This is a genomic window from Streptomyces sp. AN091965 (assembly GCF_022698285.1).
GTDB lineage: Bacteria > Actinomycetota > Actinomycetes > Streptomycetales > Streptomycetaceae > Streptomyces.
Genome location: NZ_JALDMY010000001.1, coordinates 2,549,240 through 2,567,778 on the forward strand (window position 1 = coordinate 2,549,240; position 18,539 = coordinate 2,567,778).

13 protein-coding genes are annotated in these 18,539 nt (G+C 73.4%); 2 read left to right on the forward strand and 11 right to left on the reverse strand.

The features are described 5' to 3' along the window. Positions 1-90 precede the first annotated feature (90 nt). The 9 genes from MQV74_RS10390 to MQV74_RS10430 all read right to left on the reverse strand — a co-directional run bounded on the left by MQV74_RS10390 (position 91) and on the right by MQV74_RS10430 (position 11,039). Positions 91-1,299, reverse strand: a complete 1,209-nt coding sequence (locus MQV74_RS10390; RefSeq protein ID WP_242716121.1) for a pseudouridine synthase — start codon at positions 1,297-1,299, stop codon at positions 91-93. Between the two features lie 12 nt (positions 1,300-1,311). Beyond that, a complete protein-coding gene (gene scpB / locus MQV74_RS10395; protein ID WP_374120774.1) occupies positions 1,312-1,953 on the reverse strand; it encodes an SMC-Scp complex subunit ScpB in 642 nt (213 codons plus the stop codon). Positions 1,954-1,955: 2 nt separating this feature from the next. Next, a complete protein-coding gene (locus MQV74_RS10400; protein WP_242716125.1) occupies positions 1,956-2,963 on the reverse strand; it encodes a segregation and condensation protein A in 1,008 nt (335 codons plus the stop codon). Between the two features lie 17 nt (positions 2,964-2,980). Then, positions 2,981-3,556 (reverse strand): hypothetical protein, encoded by a 576-nt coding sequence (locus MQV74_RS10405; RefSeq protein ID WP_242716127.1) that lies wholly within the window; start codon positions 3,554-3,556, stop codon positions 2,981-2,983. Continuing rightward, a complete protein-coding gene (locus tag MQV74_RS10410; RefSeq protein WP_242716129.1) occupies positions 3,541-4,668 on the reverse strand; it encodes a ParA family protein in 1,128 nt (375 codons plus the stop codon). Before MQV74_RS10410 ends, MQV74_RS10405 begins: the two co-directional genes overlap by 16 nt. Positions 4,669-5,031: 363 nt before the next feature. Next, positions 5,032-6,156: an alanine dehydrogenase gene (ald, locus tag MQV74_RS10415; RefSeq protein WP_242716131.1), complete on the reverse strand. Its 1,125-nt coding sequence runs from the start codon at positions 6,154-6,156 to the stop codon at positions 5,032-5,034. A gap of 134 nt (positions 6,157-6,290) precedes the next feature. After that, positions 6,291-8,477, reverse strand: a complete 2,187-nt coding sequence (locus MQV74_RS10420; protein WP_374120605.1) for a tetratricopeptide repeat protein — start codon at positions 8,475-8,477, stop codon at positions 6,291-6,293. Positions 8,478-8,677: 200 nt separating this feature from the next. After that, positions 8,678-9,304 (reverse strand): NUDIX domain-containing protein, encoded by a 627-nt coding sequence (locus tag MQV74_RS10425; RefSeq protein WP_242716133.1) that lies wholly within the window; start codon positions 9,302-9,304, stop codon positions 8,678-8,680. Between the two features lie 85 nt (positions 9,305-9,389). Further along, positions 9,390-11,039: a CTP synthase gene (locus MQV74_RS10430; RefSeq protein WP_138958892.1), complete on the reverse strand. Its 1,650-nt coding sequence runs from the start codon at positions 11,037-11,039 to the stop codon at positions 9,390-9,392. Between the two features lie 463 nt (positions 11,040-11,502). Between MQV74_RS10430 and MQV74_RS10435 the strand changes: the two genes are divergently transcribed. Then, positions 11,503-13,314, forward strand: a complete 1,812-nt coding sequence (locus tag MQV74_RS10435; RefSeq protein WP_242728583.1) for a glycoside hydrolase family 15 protein — start codon at positions 11,503-11,505, stop codon at positions 13,312-13,314. Positions 13,315-13,433: 119 nt separating this feature from the next. Continuing rightward, positions 13,434-15,092, forward strand: a complete 1,659-nt coding sequence (locus MQV74_RS10440) for a PucR family transcriptional regulator (RefSeq protein ID WP_242716135.1) — start codon at positions 13,434-13,436, stop codon at positions 15,090-15,092. Positions 15,093-15,113: 21 nt separating this feature from the next. Here MQV74_RS10440 and MQV74_RS10445 read toward each other — a convergent pair whose 3' ends face one another. After that, the gene (locus MQV74_RS10445; RefSeq protein WP_242716137.1) at positions 15,114-16,253 is read right to left on the reverse strand and encodes a glycosyltransferase family 4 protein; all 1,140 of its coding nucleotides are present in this window, start codon (positions 16,251-16,253) and stop codon (positions 15,114-15,116) included. Positions 16,254-16,603: 350 nt separating this feature from the next. Beyond that, positions 16,604-18,346: a DNA repair protein RecN gene (gene recN / locus MQV74_RS10450; protein ID WP_242716139.1), complete on the reverse strand. Its 1,743-nt coding sequence runs from the start codon at positions 18,344-18,346 to the stop codon at positions 16,604-16,606. Between the last annotated feature and the right edge of the window lie 193 nt (positions 18,347-18,539).

Here is an 18,539-nt window from a genome sequence, read left to right on the forward strand (position 1 = left end):
CCGCCCGCGCCTCCCCCGCGACGGCGGCATACGGCGACGGCCGCCCGCGCGGGGAGGCGTGGGCGGCCGTCGTGGCGTCCGGTGGGCGGTCTAGAGGTCGACTTCCTTCATCAGCATGCCGACCTCGGTGTTGGACAGGCGGCGCAGCCAGCCCGACTTCTGGTCGCCGAGCGTGATCGGGCCGAAGGCGACCCGCACCAGCTTGTCGACGGGGAACCCGGCCTCGGCGAGCATGCGGCGCACGATGTGCTTGCGGCCCTCGTGCAGGGTGACCTCGACCAGGTAGTTCTTGCCGGTCTGCTCGACGACGCGGAAGTGGTCCGCGCGCGCGTACCCGTCCTCCAGCTGGATGCCGTCCTTGAGCTGCTTGCCCAGGTCGCGCGGGATCGGGCCGACGATGTGCGCGAGGTAGACCTTCTTCACGCCGTACTTGGGGTGGGTCAGGCGGTGGGCCAGCTCACCGTGGTTGGTGAGCAGGATGACGCCCTCGGTCTCGGTGTCGAGCCGCCCCACGTGGAACAGCCGCGTCTCGCGGTTGTTCGTGTAGTCGCCCAGGCACTGGCGCCCCTCGTTGTCCTCCATGGTGGAGACGACACCGGCGGGCTTGTTCAGCGCGAAGAACTGGTACGACTGCGTGGCCACGGTCAGGCCGTCGACCTTGATCTCGTCCTTGTCCGGCTCGACCCGGAGGCCCTGCTCCAGGACGATCTCGCCGTTGACCTCGACCCGGGCCTGCTCGATCAGCTCCTCGCAGGCGCGCCGGGAGCCGTAGCCCGCGCGGGCCAGGATCTTCTGCAGGCGCTCGCCCTCCTGCTCGGCGCCCGGGAAGGTCTTGGGGAGCTTCACGTCCTTCTTGCCCGCGTACCGCTCGCGGTTGCGCTCCTCGGCGCGCGTCTCGTACTCGCGCGAGTACGCGGGGGCCGGGCGGCCGCGGCCGCCGCCGCGCTGGTCCTGGCCGCGCTTGGGGCCGCCCTTGGCGCCGCCGCGCGCCGAGGCGCCGCGGCCCGACTTCGGGCCGTCCTGCGAGGCGCCCGGGCCCACGTCGTAGCGGCGCTCCTCGGGGCGGGGCTTGCTGGGGCGGCCGCTGCCCTGCCGGTCGTCGCGACCGCCACCGGCACCCCGGTGGTCGCCGCGGCCACCGCCACCGCTGCTGCCGCGGCCGCCGCCGGTGGGGCGACCGCCGCTGTTGCCCCGGCCGCCACCGCCGGGGCGGCCGCCACTGTTGCCGCGGCCGCCGCTGTTGCCACCACGGCTCCCGCCGTTGTTTCCGCTGCTGTTCCTGCCGCTGCTGCTTCGCATCAAAGTTCCGTCTTAGGTCGTCTGCGTCTTCTCGTCCGGGGCGTCGGGCGCGTCCGGATCGAACGACGGAAGTCCCTCCTGCGTCTCGGCCTCGATCGCCTCCGCCTCCGGGAGGAAGGGCGCGAGCTCCGGGAGCTCGTCCAGGCCGCGCAGGCCCATCCGCTCCAGGAAGTAGTTCGTCGTCCTGTACAGGATCGCACCTGTTTCGGGTTCCGCGCCCGCCTCCGCCACCAGACCCCGCTGGAGCAGGGTGCGCATGACCCCGTCGCAGTTCACTCCGCGCACCGCGGAGACCCGGGAGCGGCTGACCGGCTGGCGGTAGGCGACCACGGCGAGCGTCTCCAGGGCCGCCTGGGTGAGCCGGGCGTGCTGCCCGTCCAGGACGAAGCCCTCGACCGCGGGCGCGTACGCGGGGCGCGTGTAGTACCGCCAGCCCCCCGCCACCAGGCGCAGCTCGAACCCTCGGCCCTGGGCGGTGTACTCGTCGGCGAGCTCGCGCAGCGCGTCCGCGACGGCCCGCCGGGGCCGCTGGAGGACCTTCGCCAGGTGCTCCTCGGTGGCGGGCTCGTCGACGACCATGAGGACGGCCTCCAGGGCGGGCCTCAGCTCCAGGTCCACGACCTCGGCCCGCAGCTCCCCCGCGGGGCTCTCGATGCTCACGGCTTCTCCTGATCCGGCTCGGGGGCCCGGTCGAACTCATCGGTCACGGTCGGCTCGCCGTCGCCGTCCCCGCCCGTCCAGCGCACCACCAGCTCGCCGAGGGCGTCCTCCTGCTCCAGGGCGACGGCCTTCTCCCGGTACAGCTCCAGGAGCGCCAGGAAGCGCGCGACGACGGTCAGGGTGTCGTCGGGCCCCAGCTCCTCGATCAGGCCCCGGAAGCTGGCCTCGCCGCGCTCCCGCAGCCGGGCCACGACCACGGCGGCCTGTTCCCGCACGGAGACCAGCGGCGCGTGGATGTGGTCGACGTACACCTGCGGCTCGGCCCTGGGCTGCATCGCCTTGACGGCGAGCTTGGCGAACCCCTCGGCGCCGATGCTGATGACGACGTCGGGCAGCAGCTCGGCGTGGTGCGGTTCGAGCCCGACGGTCCGCGGGTAGCGGCGCGCCTCGTCGTCGAGGCGGCCGCTGAAGATGTCGGCGATCTGCTTGTACGCGCGGTACTGGAGCAGCCGCGCGAACAGCAGGTCGCGCGCTTCGAGCAGGGCCAGGTCGGCCTCGTCCTCGACCTCGGCGGCGGGCAGCAGCCGCGCGGCCTTCAGATCGAGCAGGGTGGCGGCGACCACCAGGAACTCGGTCGTCTGGTCCAGGTCCCAGTCCGGCCCCATGGCCCGGATGTGCGCCATGAACTCGTCGGTCACCTTGGAGAGCGCGACCTCGGTGACGTCCAGCTTGTGCTTGGCGATGAGCTGGAGCAGCAGGTCGAAGGGGCCCTCGAAGTTGGCGAGCCGGACCGTGAACCGCCCGTCGTCGGGCGCGGGGTCCGCCGGGACCTCGGCGGGCCCGACCTGCGGGGCCTCGGCGGGCCCGTCCTGCGGGCGCGGGGGCTCGCTCCCGGTCTCGGCAGGGGGCGGGCTCGGGACGGCCTCCGTCCCCGGCCCTCGGCCCAGGGCGCGTCGGCGGGCGGGCGGCGGTGCGGACGTGCTGCTCGTCGAGGTGGTGGACATTACGCGGAAAGGTACCGCTACCGCCCGCGCAGCCGTCGTACGAGGATGCTCGCGTCCCCCCGCGATTCCAGGTCGGCGAGGACGACGGCGACGGCCTCGCGCACGATGCGCCCGCGGTCCACCGCGAGCCCGTGCTCCCCGCGCAGGACGAGCCGCGCGTGCTCCAGGTCCATCAGTTCCTCGGCGGAGACGTACACGGTGATCTTCTCGTCGTGCCGCTCGCGCCCGCTGGGGCGCCGGTTGGCGGCCCGGCCGCGCTTGCGCGTCTGGGTGGCCGTGGAGGCCGCGTTCTTGCCCGTGCCGGAGCTGCCAGAACCTTCCTGCGCCGGGTGGCGCCCCTGCGCGGCGTCGTCGCCGCGTGCGCCGCTGCCCGGCTCCGCCTCGCCCGCGGGGTGCTCGGCGGACTCGCCGTCACCCTGGGCGGCGGCGGAGGCGTGCGACTCCTCCGCGGCGGCCTCGTCGCTCTCGCCCGCGGGCGCGGGCACCCTCGCCTCGCCATTCGTCTGCCGCCGCGGCGTCGAGGCCTGCAGCGCCATGCCCCCGGTCGTACGGAACAGTTCGTCGGCCCCGGGCAGACTCACTCGGCGTGACACCGGGCGAGCACCTCCCTGGCGAGCTGGCGGTAGGCGGCCGCACCGACCGAGTTCGAGGCGTACGTCGTGATCGGCTCACCGGCGACCGTGGTCTCCGGGAAGCGCACCGTCCGGCCGATCACCGTGTGGTAGACGTGGTCGTCGAACGCCTCGACCACGCGCGCGAGGACCTCGCGGCTGTGCACCGTGCGCGAGTCGTACATCGTCGCGAGGATGCCGTCGAGCTCCAGGTCGGGGTTGAGCCGCTCCTGGACCTTCTCGATGGTCTCGGTGAGCAGCGCCACACCGCGCAGCGCGAAGAACTCGCACTCCAGCGGGACGATGACCTTGTGCGCCGCGGTCAGCGCGTTGACCGTGAGCAGACCGAGCGAGGGCTGACAGTCGATCACGATGTAGTCGTAGTCGGCCATGAGCGGCTTCAGGGCGCGCTGCAGCGTGGACTCGCGCGCGACCTCGCTGACGAGCTGCACCTCGGCGGCGGACAGGTCGATGTTGCTCGGCAGCAGGTCCATGTTGGGGACCGCGGTCTTCAGGAGCACCTCGTCGGCGGACATGCCCCGCTCCATGAGCAGGTTGTAGACCGTGAGGTCGAGCTCCATCGGGTTCACGCCGAGGCCGACCGAGAGCGCGCCCTGCGGGTCGAAGTCGACGAGCAGGACCCGGCGTCCGTACTCCGCGAGCGCGGCACCCAGGTTGATGGTCGACGTGGTCTTGCCGACGCCGCCCTTCTGGTTGCACATCGCGATGATCTTCGCGGGGCCGTGGTCGGTCAGGGGTCCCGGGATCGGGAAGTACGGCAGCGGACGCCCGGTCGGGCCGATGCGCTCGCGGCGCTGACGCGCGGCGTCGGGGGCGAGCGTGGCCGCGTACTCGGGGTCGGGCTCGTACTCCGCGTCGGGGTCGTAGAAATGACCCTGGGGCAGTTCCTCGTAGTCGGCGAGGGGGGTAGGGGTGGTGTTGTCGCCACTCCGGTCGCCGGCCATGGCGTTCACGTGTTGGCCATCCATGCTCTGGGGTGCTGACGGTGTCGGACTCTGGCGGGCTTCGAAGGTGTGGACAGCGACGGAGCCGACAGCCTCGAGCCCGACGGGACCCTGGCCCCGTCCAGCCATTCCTGGTTGACCACCCCCGGGAGCAAATGTCGACTCATTCACAAGTCGTCTTACCTCCTTGGTGACCAGGAAATTTCTAGATAGGTCAGCGTGGCACCATGCCGACGGTTGGCGACTCTATGGCGTGTCACCGCTCCGCAGCAACACAATCCGCCGGACCCGGCCCGATGTGTCGGCAACGGAACACCCCGGTGTCAAGGGCGTATGCCGCTTCGTCGGCACGATTCCGGGGTGCGCGAAACGGTTAAAGGGTAAGTTTCACGGCGAGTTGACCGTGTTCGCGCCGAACCGGCGGCGGCCGGACCCCTCACAAGGTCCGGCCGCTGGCGTGAGATTGACGACTTTTGTTGACGTTCGCCGAGATCAGCCGAGCAGGGAGGCGAGCTCCAGGTGCTCGTAGCCGTGGGCCTCGGCGACCTCCTTGTAAACGACCTTGCCGTCATGCGTGTTGAGACCGAGGGCCAGCGCCGGGTCGCGGCGCAGGGCCTCGACCCAGCCGTTGTTGGCCAGCGAGACGATGTACGGCATCGTCGCGTTGGTCAGCGCGTACGTGGAGGTGTTGGGCACCGCGCCGGGCATGTTGGCCACGCAGTAGAAGACCGAGTTGTGCACCGGGAAGGTCGGCTCGGCGTGCGTGGTCGGGCGCGAGTCCTCGAAGCAGCCGCCCTGGTCGATCGCGATGTCGACAAGAACACTTCCGGGCTTCATGCGCGAGACCAGCTCGTTGGTGACGAGCTTGGGGGCCTTGGCGCCCGGGATGAGGACGGCGCCGATGACGAGGTCGGCCTCCAGGCAGGCCTTCTCCAGCTCGAAGGCGTTGGAGACGACGGTCTGGATCTTCGTGCCGAAGACCTTGTCGGCTTCCTTGAGCTTGTTGATGTCACGGTCGAGCAGGGTGACGTGGAAGCCCATGCCGATGGCGATCTGCGCGGCGTTCCAGCCGGAGACGCCACCGCCGATGACGACGGCCTTGCCCGCCGCCACGCCCGGGACGCCGCCGGGCAGCACGCCACGGCCGCCGACCGCGCGCATCAGGTGGTAGGCGCCGACCTGCGGGGCGAGCCGGCCCGCCACCTCGGACATCGGGGCGAGCAGCGGCAGGGCGCGGCTGGGCAGCTCCACCGTCTCGTACGCGATGGCCGTGGTGCCCGACTCCAGGAGCGCGTCCGTGCACTCCTTGGAGGCGGCCAGGTGCAGGTAGGTGAAGAGCGTCTGGTCCTTGCGGAGGCGGTGGTACTCCTCCGCGATCGGCTCCTTGACCTTCAGGAGCAGGTCGGCCGAGGCCCAGACCTCGTCGGCGGTCTCGAGGATCTCGGCGCCCGCGGAGACGTACTCGTCGTCCGTGATCGACGAGCCGACACCGGCGTTGCGCTCGATGACGACCTGGTGGCCATGGCGCACCAGCTCGTGCACGCCGGCGGGGGTGATGGCCACCCGGAACTCGTTGTTCTTGACCTCGCGGGGGATGCCGACCTTCACGTCGATCACGGTCCTTGGCTCAGGGGGATTCAGGGCAAAGCGTTACATACCGGTACGCACATGAGCGCATCGGAAGACACCACGTAGACACGCGGCGGAGCCATTCTAATGAAGGAGTTCTCGCTGTCTAGCCTTTCAAAGCATCAATCTCGACCGGATGCACTACGGATTTCGTAGGCGGAGGCCGGGGCTCCATCCACCGGGGCAGGGCTCCCGACCTCGGCGGACTCACCGCGCAGCTCACTTCCCAGCATGCGCTCGGCGGCCGCGCGGTGCAGCCGGGCCGCGGCCGGGTCGCCGAGCCGGTCCAGGGTGTCCGCGAGCCGCAGCTGCAGCGCCGCGAGCAGCCGGGTGTCCTCCGCCTGCCGGGCCAGGTCGATCGCCTCCTGGCAGGTGCGCAGGCAGTCCTCGGGCCGCCCCGCGTACTCCTGGACCCGCGCCAGCTCGCCGAGGGCCCGCGCCCGGGCCGGGAGGTCCCCGGTCCTGCGGTGGCCCGCGACGGCCGAGCGCCAGTTGCGCAGGGCCTCGCCGTAGCGGCCCGCGTAGGTGTGGGCGGTGGCGATGCGGCCGTGCAGCCGGGCGGCGTCGGCCCGCTCGTCCCGGGCCTGGCGCTCGGCGAGGGCCCTGCCGTACCAGTCGGCGGCCCGGGGGTAGTCCCCCAGCTCCTGGTAGGCGCCGCCCACGGATTCCATCGCGCGCCCGGTCGCGTACGGGTCGCCCGCCGCCCGGGCGCAGTCGAGGGCGGCGCGGTAGCGGGCCAGGGCCTCGTGCGTACGGCCGGTGTGCGCGTCCAGGTCCGCGAGGTTGAGCAGCGCGGCCGCCTGCTCGCGCGGCAGGTCGCGGCGCTCGGCCACGTCGAGGACGAGCTGGTGGATGCCGTACAGGTCGGCGGCCGCGGCCTCGGTGCCCCAGTGCGCGGCGAGCGCCCGGGTCAGGGCCGACATCAGCCGCCGCGCGAGCGTGTCGAGCTCGCCGTCCGCGACCGCGAGCCGGGCCGCGGCGAGCAGCGCGGGCCTGCGGATGCGCAGCCAGTCGGCGGCCGCGCGCGGGTTCGGGAAGCGCAGGGCGCGGGGCAGTCCGGCGAGCTTCTTGCGCGCGGCCGAGTCGCCGGGCTCGGTGATCGCACGGCAGGACTGGAGCAGCCGCACGGTCCGCTCCAGCATCCGGGCGCGCGCCAACTGCACCTCCCCGGGCCGGTCCTGCGCCTCCATCAGTTCCCGGAGCAGCGGCACCAGACAGCCCGGCACGTCGTACTGCGGCAGGGGCGAGTCCACGGTGCGCAGCAGGCCGAGTGCGACGAAGTCGTCGAGCGTCGCACGCGCCGCGTTCACCGAACAGCCCGCGAGCGCGGACGCGGTGTGCGGGTCGACGTACCCGGCGGGGGCGAGGCACAGCAGGCGCAGTATCCGCGCGGCGGGGCCGGGGAGTCCGGCGTAGGCCTGCCGGAAGACGCGGGCGAGGCCGGAGTCGGCCGTGCCGTCCTCGGGGAGCTCGCGCAGCTGCTTGGCGAGGTCGGCGACGGCCGCCTTGGGCCGGGCGGCGAGCCAGCCCCCGGCGATCACGAGGGCCGCCGGGTGGCCGCCGCAGGCCTCGACGAGGCTCTCGGCGGAGCGCGGGTCGACGGTGATGCGCACCGAGCCCGCGCTGCGGGTGAGCAGGTCGAGCGCGGCCTTGGTGTCCAGGCCGCCGAGGGTGCAGGGCCGCACGTCGGGGATGCCGGTCAGGGGGCCGCCGGACACGGCGACGACCAGGCAGTCGGGGGTGTCCGGGAGCAGCGGGTCGACCTGTGCGGCTCCGCCGGCGTCCACGGCCTCGGCGTCGTCGGCGCCGCTCCCGTCGGCGCCCTTGGCGGGGGGCGGGGCGGCGGTCTCCGCGACGTCGTCCAGGAGCAGCAGCGCCCGGCGGTCGGCGAGGGCCGCGCGCAGCGTCGCGGTCAGGTCGTCCTCGCCCGCGCCGGCGGGGGCGGGCACGGCGAGCGCGTCGAGGAGTTCGCGGGCGGTGCGCTCGGTGGGTACGGGGGTGCCGTCGGGGTCGCAGAGGCGGGCGCGCAGGATGCCGTCGGGGTAGGCGTCGGCGAGCTGGCGGGCCAGTTCCTCGGCGAGGGCGGTGCGGCCCGAGCCGGGGCGGCCCGCGATGAGCAGGACGCGGGCGCGGGGGGCCTTGCGGCCCGAGAGGGTGTCGAGCCCGGCGCGGTCGATGTCGGCGCGGAGTTCCTTCAACTCCCGGTGGCGGCCCACGAACCGGGCCCCGTCGGCACCGGCCGCCGCGCTCGTGGGCGGCGGCACGGCACCCCGCGCCGCACCGTCCGTGTCGACCGCCTGATCCGTCACGGGTAACGCTCCCGTCCGCCTGCGCACGAGCCCGCCGGAACTCCGGGCGGGACGCTTGCAGAGCCTAGTTCAGGCCCTGGTGCCACCCCGGTGCCACGGCGCGCGGAAGTCGCCCGATCGGATCAGGGGATGGTCACACCGCACGGGGTGTCCCGCGGGCGCCGGGGGGGGCGCGCCGCCGGAGCCGGGCGGTGCGGCCGTCACACCTCGAAGGGCCGCGCGGGCCAGGGCGCGTCGGCCGGGCGCAGCGCGTCCAGGCCCTCGCCGCGCAGCACGGCCGTGAGCGACATGACGCCCACGACCAGGCAGTTGTTGTGCAGCTCACCGGCCAGGACGCCGCGGACGAGGTCGTCGAGGGGGACACGCGCGATCTCCATGTCGGCCTCCTCCTCCTCGACCTCGAAGCGCTCGCCCTCGGCCTCGGACAGATCACGGGCGAGGAAGACGCGCACGGCCTCGTCGCAGCCGCCGGGCGTGGTGTAGACGTCGGTGAGGACCCGCCAGTCCTCGGCCTTGATGTGCGCTTCCTCGTAGAGCTCGCGCTGGGCGGCGTGCAGCGGGTTCTCGCCGGGCACGTCGAGGAGGCCCGCGGGGATCTCCCAGAGCTTGTGGCGCACCGGGTGGCGGTACTGGCGCACCAGGACGACGCGGCCGGACTCGTCGAGGGCCAGGACGGCGACGGAGCCGGGGTGGACCTGGTAGTCGCGGCGGGAGACCGATCCGTCGGGCATGACGACGTCGTCGGTGCGCACGGAGGTCTTGTTCCCGACGAACGGCGTGGCCGTCGCCGTGATCCGCCACTCCTCCGCGGTGTCCTTGATCGTCATGTCGTCCTGCCCTTCCACACGTCCATACGAAAGCCGGGGCACGCGCCCCGAAGGGCCGTACCCCGGCAACCGTATCGCTCTTGTGTTACTTGCCCGTCTTGCGCTCCACCGCGGCCTTGACCAGGCCAGCGAAGAGCGGGTGCGGACGCGTCGGGCGCGAGCGCAGCTCCGGGTGCGCCTGCGTGGCGACCAGGTACGGGTGGACCTCGCGCGGGTACTCGACGTACTCGACGAGCTTGCCGTCCGGCGAGGTGCCGGAGAACTGGATGCCCGCGTTCTTCTCCAGGTCCGCGCGGTAGGCGTTGTTCACCTCGTAGCGGTGGCGGTGGCGCTCCTCGACGTACTCCTTGCCGTCGTACACCTCGCGCACGATGGAGCCCTCGGCGAGCTTGGCCGGGTACATGCCCAGGCGCATCGTGCCGCCCATGTCGCCCTCACCGGCGACGATGTCGAGCTGCTCGGCCATCGTGGAGATGACCGGGTGAGCGGTGGCGGCGTCGAACTCGGTGGAGTTGGCGTCCGGGATGTCCGCGAGGTTGCGGGCGGCCTCGATCACGATGCACTGCAGGCCCAGGCAGATGCCGAGCAGCGGGATCTTGTTCTCGCGGGCGTACTGGATCGCGCCGACCTTGCCGGAGACGCCGCGGTCGCCGAAGCCGCCGGGGATCAGGACCGCGTCGACGTCGCCGAGCTGCTTCTTGGCGCCCGCCGGGGTCTTGCAGTCGTCCGAGGTGACCCACTTGACCTTGACGCGCGCCCGGTTGGCGAAGCCGCCGGCGCGCATCGCCTCGGTGATGGAGAGGTAGGCGTCGGGCAGGTCGATGTACTTGCCGACGAGCGCGACCGTGACCTCGTGGTCGGGGTTGTGGACGCGGTCGAGCAGGTCGTCCCAGGTCGACCAGTCCACGTCGCGGAACGGCAGGTCGAGCTTGCGCACGACGTAGGCGTCCAGGCCCTCGGTGTGCAGGACCTTCGGGATGTCGTAGATCGACTTGGCGTCGATCGCGGCCACGACGGCGGCCTCGTCGACGTCGCACATCAGCGAGATCTTGCGCTTGATGGCGGTCGGCACGTCGCGGTCGGCGCGCAGCACGATGGCGTCCGGCTGGATGCCGATGTTGCGCAGGGCGGCGACCGAGTGCTGGGTCGGCTTGGTCTTCAGCTCGCCGGAGGGGCCGATGTAGGGCAGCAGCGAGATGTGCACGACGAAGACGTTGTCGCGGCCGACCTCGTGGCGGACCTGGCGCACGGTCTCCAGGAAGGGCAGCGACTCGATGTCGCCGACCGTGCCGCCGACCTCCGTGATGACGACGTCGACGTCGTCGGTGGCCATGCGGCGGATGCGGTGCTTGATCTCGTTGGTGATGTGCGGGATGACCTGCACGGTGTCACCGAGGTACTCGCCGCGCCGCTCCTTGGCGATGACCTGCGAGTAGACCTGGCCGGTGGTCACGTTGGCCGAGCCGTCGAGGTCGACGTCCAGGAAGCGCTCGTAGTGCCCGATGTCCAGGTCGGTCTCGGCGCCGTCGTTGGTGACGAACACCTCACCGTGCTGGAAGGGGTTCATCGTGCCCGGATCGACGTTCAGATACGGGTCGAGCTTCTGCATCGTGACCCGAAGGCCCCGGGCCTTGAGGAGCGCACCCAGGCTCGAGGCCGTCAGGCCCTTGCCGAGCGAGGAGGCGACGCCCCCGGTGACGAAGATGTGCTTGGTCGTCGTGGATGTGGGTGGCATGGCCAAGAGGGGGCTCCCGTGCGTCGCGGTCTGGGGTGCGTACCGGCGTCCGCTCCGTGCTTGCTTCTCCGCTCGGAGGGAGGCGCCGTCGCTGCGGTTCGGGGGTTCGATGACCACCGGCTCACGGGCTACCAGGGTATCAGCGTCAAGAGGGGCCTGCTTCCGGCCACCCCTTGACACGCGCATTCACCTCACGTACACGATCTTCACCGCGCACACATGTGCGTGCCGCAACTCGTTCGGCCTAGCCACGTTGGCTGGACGAGGGGGCAGATTGCGGCGGCGCCGATGTATGTTGCTCGGACACTTGCTGCCGACCCACGCGCGCGGGCGGAACCATCCCCCGTCGCCATTTCTGGAGACCACCGGAAACACTCGGGCCCGGCAGTTCGTTCTTTGCAGCGAACCCTTGACCGTAGAACGAGCGCCCCGAGAGCGGGCGAACGTGGCCGTTTGAATGGGGATGCACGTGGCCGGGCGCATCGAGGATTACGCACTGATCGGAGACATGCAGACCGCGGCGCTGGTCTGCCGGGACGGCACGGTCGACTGGCTGTGTCTGCCCCGCTTCGACTCCCACGCCGTCTTCGCGGGCCTCCTCGGCACGGAGGAACACGGCTTCTGGCGCCTCGGCCCCGCGCACGGTCCGGGCGCGCGGCCCGACGCCGCGAGCCGACGGACGTACCGCGGGGACTCACTGGTCCTGGAGTCCGAGTGGGACACCCCGCGCGGCACGGTCCGGGTGATCGACTTCATGCCTCCGCGTGACAGCGACGCCCCCCAGCTGGTGCGGATCGTGGAGGGCGTCAGCGGCCGCGTGCCGATGCGCTCGGCCCTGCGGATGCGTTTCAGCTACGGCCGCGTCGTGCCCTGGGTGCACAAGGTCGACGGCCGCACGGTCGCCGTGGCCGGGCCGGACTCGGTGTGGCTCGACACCTCCGCCGAGACCTTCGGCAAGGACCTGACGACGTACTCGGACTTCACCGTCGGGCCCGGCGACCGCATCGCCTTCACCCTCTCCTGGCAGCCCTCCCACAAGCAGCCGCCCGCCCACCCCGAGCCGGAGGCCGCCCTCACGGCGACCGAGGACTTCTGGCGCGAATGGGTCGAGCACTGCACGTACCACGGGCCCTACCGCGAGGCGGTGGTGCGCTCCCTGATCACGCTCAAGGCCCTGACGTACGCGCCCACCGGCGGCATCGTCGCCGCCCCCACCACCTCCCTGCCGGAGGACATCGGCGGCTCCCGCAACTGGGACTACCGCTTCACCTGGCTGCGCGACGCGGCCATCACCCTCTCCTCGCTCCTGCGCACCGGCTACCGCGAGGAGGCCCGTGCCTGGCGCGAGTGGCTCCTGCGCGCCGTCGCGGGCGACCCGGAGAACCTCCAGATCATGTACGGCATCGCGGGCGAGCGCGAGCTGGGCGAGGCCGAGCTCGACTGGCTCCCGGGCTACGAGAACTCCGGCCCGGTCCGCGTGGGCAACGGCGCGGCGCACCAGCTCCAGCTCGACGTCTACGGCGAGGTCACCGAGGCCCTGCACCTGGCCCACATGACCGGCCTCGCCCGCAACGACTACGCCTCGCTGCTCCAGCTCAAGCTGATCCGCTACCTGGAGACGCACTGGAACGAGCCGGACGAGGGCATCTGGGAGGTCCGCGGCCCCCGCCGCCACTTCGTGCACTCCAAGGTGATGGCCTGGGTCGCCGTCGACCGCACCATCAAGCTCATCGAGTCCGGCGACGCCGACGGCCCCCTGGAGCGCTGGCGCGAGCTGCGCGACGACATCCACAGGGACGTCTGCGACAAGGGCTACGACAAGGAGCGCAACACCTTCACGCAGTCGTACGGCTCCAAGGAGCTGGACGCGTCCCTGCTGCTCATCCCCCAGGTCGGCTTCCTGCCGCCGGACGACAAGCGCGTCATCGGCACCATCGAGGCCATCCAGCGCGAGCTGTCCACGCCGGACGGGTTCATCCTGCGCTACCCGACGTCCGGTGACGACGCGGGCGTGGACGGCCTGGAGGGCGACGAGGGCGCGTTCCTCGCCTGCTCGTTCTGGATGGCCGACGACCTGGCGATGATCGGCCGCGTGGACGAGGCCCGCAAGCTCTTCGAGCGCCTGCTCGCCCTGCGCAACGACCTGGGGCTGCTCGCCGAGGAGTGGGACCCGCGCCTGAAGCGCCAAGTGGGCAACTTCCCGCAGGCCTTCAGTCACGTGCCGCTCATCGACACGGCCCTGCGGCTCACGGCGTCGGGCGCGTACGGCGGCTGAGACCGCACGCGCGGACGGCGGCCGGGTGAAGTCCTGGCCGCCAGGACAGGGCGGGGCGGCGCCCGCGCGGCCCCGGACGGCGGCCGATGCCCCGGCCCAGGTCAGGTAGCGTCCGCCCCATGGAAAGCCAGGACACTCAGGGCGGCATCACCGTACAGCGGGCACTGGAGCTTCCGGGCCTGCGCGGCGGCCTTCCGGAGGTCCTCGCGGGCGCCGACCGGCTGCACCGCACGGTGCGCTGGGTGCACGCGGGCGAGGTGCCGAACATCGCCTCGCTCCTCAAGGGCGGCGAGCTGCTCCTGACCACGGGCCTCGGCCTCGGCACCCGCCCCGCCGACCAGCGCGCCTTCGTCCGCGACCTGGCCGAGCGCGGCATCGCCGCCCTGGTCGTCGAGCTCGGGCCGCGCTTCTCCCGGCTGCCCGCCGCGCTCGTGGACACGGCGCGCGCGGCCGGGCTGCCCCTCGTGCAGCTGCACCGCGAGGTGCCGTTCGTGACGGTCACCGAAGAGGTGCACACGGAGATCGTCAACGGCCACTACGCGCTCCTGCGCCGCGCCGAGGAGGTGCACCGGCGCTGCACCGACGCGCTCCTCGGCGGCGGTGGCGTGCCCCAGGTCCTGTCCGTCCTCGCGGAGTTCAGCGGCAACCCGGTCTTCCTGGAGACGGCCGAGGGACAACTCCTGTACGCCGCCGGGGCGGGCGGCGCGTGCGCGGACCCGCTCCAGGTGTGGGAGGGCCTGCGCGGGCGGCAGGCCGACCGGGGCGAGCCGCCCGCGGGCGCCGTGCTCGTCGACGTGCCGGGCGGCGGCCCCGGGGCGGGCTCGGTGCGCGCCCGGCTCGTGCTGCTCGCCGTCGAGTCCGCGCTGCTTCCCGTGCACCGGATCGCGGCCGAGCGCGCCGCGGGCAGCCTCGCGGTGGTCCTGATGCAGGCGCGCCAGGACGAGGAGCTCGCCGCGCGCGGCCGAGGCGACTTCCTCACCGACCTCGCCGAGGGCCGCATCACCGCCGACGACGCGCCCGCGCAGGCCCGCGTGCTCGGCTTCAAACCGGGCCGCAGCCCGCTCCTGCCGGTCGTGATGCGCCTGGCAGGAGCAGCCGCCGGGGCGCCGTCCGGCAGCGGCTGGGCGGTGCTCGCGCGCGCGGTCGCGGAGGAGCTGACGGCCGTCGGCGTGCCGGTGCTGCTCGGCGTGCGCCCCGTAGAGGGCAGGGTTCCGCTCCTGCTCGGGCTGCGGTCCGAGGCGGAGCGCGCCACGGTCGCGGACCGGGTCGCCGCCGCCCTGCGGGCCGGGGTGGAGCGGGCGGGCATGCAGCGAGCGGACGCGCCGCCTCCGGTCGTGGTGGTGGGCGTCGCGGGCGGCTGGGCCGCGGCTTCGGCGGGGCTGCGGCACGCGGCCGAGACCGCGACGGCGGCCCAGGGCCTGCCGGAACGCCCCTGGTACGACGCGCGGCGCCTGGACATCGACCTGCTCCTGTGGCGGCTGCGGGCCCACCCCGACCTGGCGGCGTTCGTCGACCGCGCGATCGGGCCGCTGCGCGCCCACGACCAGCGCTCCAAGCCGCCGCTGCTGCCCACCCTCGAGACGTACCTGGCCCACGCGGGCCGCAAGGCGGAGACCGCCCGCGAACTCCATCTGAACCGCCAGACCCTCTACAACCGCCTCGCCCGCATCAGCGAGCTCCTGGGCACCGACCTCGACGACCCGCAGACGGTCCTGGCCCTGAGCCTGGCCCTGCGGGCCCGCAGACACGTACCGGGGACGCCGGCCGGCACGGCCTGACCAGGTCCAGGGCTTCGCCGCTCAGTACGACGTGAGGGGCTGCGTCAGCTCGTCGTAGACGCTGAGGACCTGGGTGACCGTCTCGTCCTCGGTGGGCCAGGAGGCCGCCTGGGCCGCGCCCAGGTCCCTCAGCTCCCGGCGGCGCGCGTCGTCGGTGAGCAGCCGTACGACGGCGTCGGCGAGGGCCTGGGCGTCGCCGTAGGGGACGAGCTCGGCGGCGTCGCCCACGAGCTCGGGGATGCCGCCCACCGCGGTCGCCACGAGCGGCACGCGCGCGTGGAGGGCCTCCTGGGCGAGCAGCGAGCGCGACTCCCAGCTGCTGGGCAGCAGCGCGAGGTCGGCCGCCGCGAGCAGTTCGGGTACGTCGTCTCGCCGCCCGAGCAGGCGCGCGGGCAGCTCCTCGGCGTCGATGCGGGCCTGGAGCGCGGACCGCCGCGCGCCCTCTCCCGCGACCACGAGCAGCGGCACCGGGTCGAGCCCGTTCCAGGTCCGCGCGGCGTCCAGGAGCACGTCGTGGCCGCGGTGCGCTTCGAGGGCCCCGACGGCGAGCAGCAACGGCCGGTCCACGGCACCCAGTTCGGCGCGGACCTTGTGCCGGGGCAGCTCGGGCTCGTGTTCCGGGTCCCGTGCGCCACGGGGCGCGGGAAGCGCGACCGGCGCGAGCCTGGCATCGCGCGCGCCCCTGCTGCGGGCGCGGTCGACCAGGTCGGACGAGGTGCCGAGGACCACGGCCGCGGCCCGGGCGACGCGCCGCTCGAGCAGGCGCAGGACCTGGGCACGGGGACCGGACGCGTGGGCGCGGGTGTGCCAGGTGACCACGAGCGGCACCCGGCGCCCCGTCAGGGCGATGGCGGCGCGCAGCCCGGCGTGCAGCCCGTGCGCGTGCACGAGGTCGGCGTCCGCGCAGGCCGCCCTGAGCGCGGCCACGGACGCTGGGTCGCTGCGGCGCGGCACCGCCAGGTGCTGGGCGCCGGTGCCCGCGAAGTCGTAGACCTCGTCGGCCTCGGCGGGGGCGCACACCGTGACGCGCACGCCCCGCGCGGCGAGGCCGGTGGCGAGCGACCGGACGTGCGCGCTACTTCCCGCGCTGCCGCCGCCCAGGACTTGCACGGTGTGCAGCGGCGTCTGGCCCTGCGGTACAGGGGTGCTCACGTGGCTCACGTGGCCGGGACTCCTGGGTCGGGTCGGCGGGCGGCGCGCCGACGGAACGGGTGGGCGTCGGCGGTCCGGGCGGTCGGTCCCCGCCCGTCACCGCGCCAAGGATGCCAGTCCGTACGGACGTTCCGGCACAGCCGAAAGGCCCCCTTCCGGATCGGGCCGGACAACTCCGCGTAAGGGATCACTCTCACGGATGAGCACGCGCTCGCCCCGGCCCCGGCGTCCACCCACCACACGCCCCCTCCCCCGTCGGCCCCCGCATCTTCGCAAGACCGCCCCCTCGACAGGAAGCCTCTGACGAATCCGACGTGCTCACCGGGCGTGTTGGAGGGCGGCTCCGGGGCGCGCGGGGGCTAGCCGTCCGTGCGGGCCGCCGCGAGGAGCTCCTCCGCGTGGGCCCGCGCCGTCTCGGAGTCCTCCTGGCCCGCCAGCATCCGCGACAGCTCGCGCACCCGGTCCTCGCCCTCCAGGACCTGTACGCCGGACCGCGTCACGGACCCGTCGTGCGTCTTCTCCACCAGCAGCTGCCGGTCCGCGAACGCCGCCACCTGCGGGAGGTGGGTGACCACCACCACCTGCGCGGACTTCGCGAGCTTCGCGAGCCGCCGGCCGATCTCGACGGCCGCCTTGCCGCCGACGCCCGCGTCGACCTCGTCGAAGAGGTACGTCGGCACGGGGTCCGTCCCGGCGAAGACGACCTCCACGGCGAGCATGACGCGCGAGAGCTCACCGCCGGACGCGCCCTTGGCGATGGGCCGGGGCGGCGCCCCGGGGTGGGGCGCGAGCAGCAGCTCGACCTCGTCGACGCCGGAGGGGCCGTAGGCGACGGTCCGCCCGTCGATCTCCACGCCGTCGGGGTCGTCGGTCTGCCGTACGTCGATCGTCACGCGTGCGTGCGGCATCGCCAGCGAGGCCAGCTCCTCGGTGACGGCGGCCGCGAACCGCGCGGCGGTCTCGGCGCGTGCCTCGGTCAGCTCCCGCGCGAGCCCGGCGAGTTCGGTGCGCAGCGCGTCCCGCTCGGCGGTGAGGTCGCCGAGCCGGTCGTCGTCGCCCTCCAGCTCCGCGAGCCGCGCCGCCCCGGCCTCGGCCCAGGCGAGCACGGCGCCGACGTCCTCGCCGTACTTGCGCGTCAGCTGCGTGAGCGCCGCCCGCCGCTCCTCGACGGCGGCGAGCCGCAGCGGATCGGCGTCCAGGTCGTCGGCGTACCCGGCGAGCTCGCCCGCCACGTCGGCGAGCAGGATGCCGACCTCGCCGATGCGCTCGGCGAGGGAGGCGAGGGCGGAGTCGTGGGACCGCACGGTCTCCAGGACCCGGTGCGCGCCCGCGACGAGCGTGGAGGCGTCGACGCCCTCCGGGTCCTCGGGGTTGCCCGCGAGCGCCGCGTGCGCGGCGGTGGCGGCGGAGGCGAGCGCCTCGGCGTGACCCAGCCGCTCGGCCTCGGCGGCGAGTTCGACGTCCTCGCCGGTGCGCGGCTCCACGGCGGCGATCTCGTCGAGGCCGAAGCGGAGCATGTCGGCTTCCTGGGCGCGCTCCCGCGCGCGCGTGGTGATCTCGTCCAGCTCCGCGCTGACGGCCCGCAGCCGCCGGTACGCCGCCGTGTACTTGTCCAGCGGTCCGGAGACGGCGTCCCCCGCGTACCGGTCGAGCGCGCCGCGCTGCCGGGCGGGCTTGAGCAGGCCCTGCTGGTCGCTCTGGCCGTGGACGGCGACGAGGTCGTCGGCGAGCTCGGCCAGCAGCCCGACGGGCACGGACCGGCCGCCGAGGTGGGCCCGCGAGCGGCCCTCGGCGGAGACGGTGCGGCTGACCAGGAGGGCGCCGTCGTCCAGTTCGGCCCCGGCCTCCTCGGCGCGCAGGGCCGCGGCGGCGCCCGCGGGCACGGTGAGGCGCCCCTCCACCACCGCCGACTTGGCGCCGATCCGCACCAGCGCGGGGTCGGCGCGCCCGCCGAGCAGCAGCCCGAGGCTCGTGACGACCATCGTCTTGCCCGCTCCGGTCTCGCCGGTCACGGCGGTGAAGCCGGGCGACAGCTCGACCACGGCGTCGTCGATGACTCCGAGCGACCGTATGCGCATCTCCTCCAACACGAACAAGACCATACGAGGTCGGGGCGGCGGTGTGCGACGTGCCCTGGTGTCATCGCGTAGCCGTTCTGTGAAGGCGCAGGTAAGACGCGGGCAAGGCGCGCCGTCCCAGAACCGTCTGTCACCCACGGGAGTGGGGTTATCCCCCAGGAAATCCTGGGGCGATCTTCATGGCGGCCGGTGGCCCCGGCACCCGACGATGGTCCGT